This window comes from Streptosporangium nondiastaticum (assembly GCF_003011965.1).
GTDB lineage: Bacteria > Actinomycetota > Actinomycetes > Streptomycetales > Streptomycetaceae > Streptomyces > Streptomyces nondiastaticus.
The window spans coordinates 1-1,306 of the sequence record NZ_PXWG01000306.1; the positions used below are offsets into that span (position 1 = coordinate 1).

Sequence of the window (1,306 nt, forward strand, 5' to 3'; positions counted from 1 at the left end):
GCCGCGTCCGCGCAGGCGCAGGAGGCCACCGACCACGCCGAGCAGCTGCGGGCGGCCGCGGGCACGGAGAGCGAGCAGGCGCGCACGGCCGCGGCCGAGCTGAGCCGTACCGCCGAGGCCCGCCTGCAGGAGGCCGACGCGGCGCTGCGCGAGGCGCGCGCCGAGGCCGAGAAGCTGGTTGCGGAGGCGAAGGACACCGCCGCCCGCAGCCTGACCGGCGCCGAGACGGAGAACGAGCAGCGCACCCGTACCGCCCGGGCCGAGGTCGCGCGGCTGGTCAGCGAGGCCACGAAGGAGGCCGAGGCCCTCAAGGCGGAGGCCGGGCAGCTGCGGGCGGACGCCGCCGCGGAGGCCGAGCGGCTGGTCGCCGAGGCCGCGGAGAAGGCCCGCAGCGCCGCCGCGGAGGATTCGGCGGCCCAGCTCGCCAAGGCCGCCCGGACGGCCGAGGAGGTCCTGTCCAAGGCCTCCGAGGACGCCCTCGCCACCACGAAGGCCGCGGCCGCCGAGGCGGAACGCATCCGCAAGGAGGCCGAGGCCGAGGCCGAGCGGCTGCGCGAGCAGGCCGCGGACACCGCCGAGCAGCTCAAGGGCGCGGCGAAGGACGACACCAAGGAGTACCGCGCCAGGACCGTCGAGCTCCAGGAGGAGGCGCGGCGGCTGCGCGGCGAGGCCGAGCAGCTGCGGGCCGACGCCGTCGCCGAGGGCGAGCGGATCCGGGGCGAGGCCCGGCGCGAGGCGCTGCAGCAGATCGAGGAGGCGGCGAAGACCGCCGAGGAGCTGCTGGCCAAGGCCAAGGCCGACGCGGAGGAGACGCGCGGCGGCGCGGCCGCGGACAGCGAGCGGGTGCGGTCGGAGGCCGCCGAGCGGGCCGCCTCCCTGCGCAAGCAGGCCGAGGAGGCCCTGGAGCGGGCGCGCACCGAGGCCGAGGAGATGGCCGAGGAGGCCGAGGATCACGCCGAGCGCACCCGCAGCGAGGCCGAGGAGGCCGCGCGGAAGCTGCGCGAGGAGGCCGAGAAGGCGGCGGAGGCGCGCCGCGCCGAGGCCGACGCGGAGCTGACCCGCCTGCACGCCGAGGCCGAGCAGCGCGTGGAGGCCTCCGAGGAGGCGTTGCGCGACGCCCGTACGGAGGCGGAGCGGCTGCGCCGCGAGGCCGCCGAGGAGACCGAGCGGCAGCGCGCGGAGACCGCGGAGCGGGTGCGCACGCTGCAGTCGCAGGCCGAGGCCGAGGCGGAGCGGCTGCGCGCCGAGGCCGCCGAGGAGGCCGCCGCCGCCCGCAGCGAGGGCGAGTCGGCGGGCGCGCGCACGC

1 pseudogene is annotated in these 1,306 nt (G+C 79.2%); it reads left to right on the top strand.

The window, feature by feature from the left end:
• Positions 1-1,306, top strand: a pseudogene (locus B7P34_RS35925) (hypothetical protein); the annotation flags it as partial.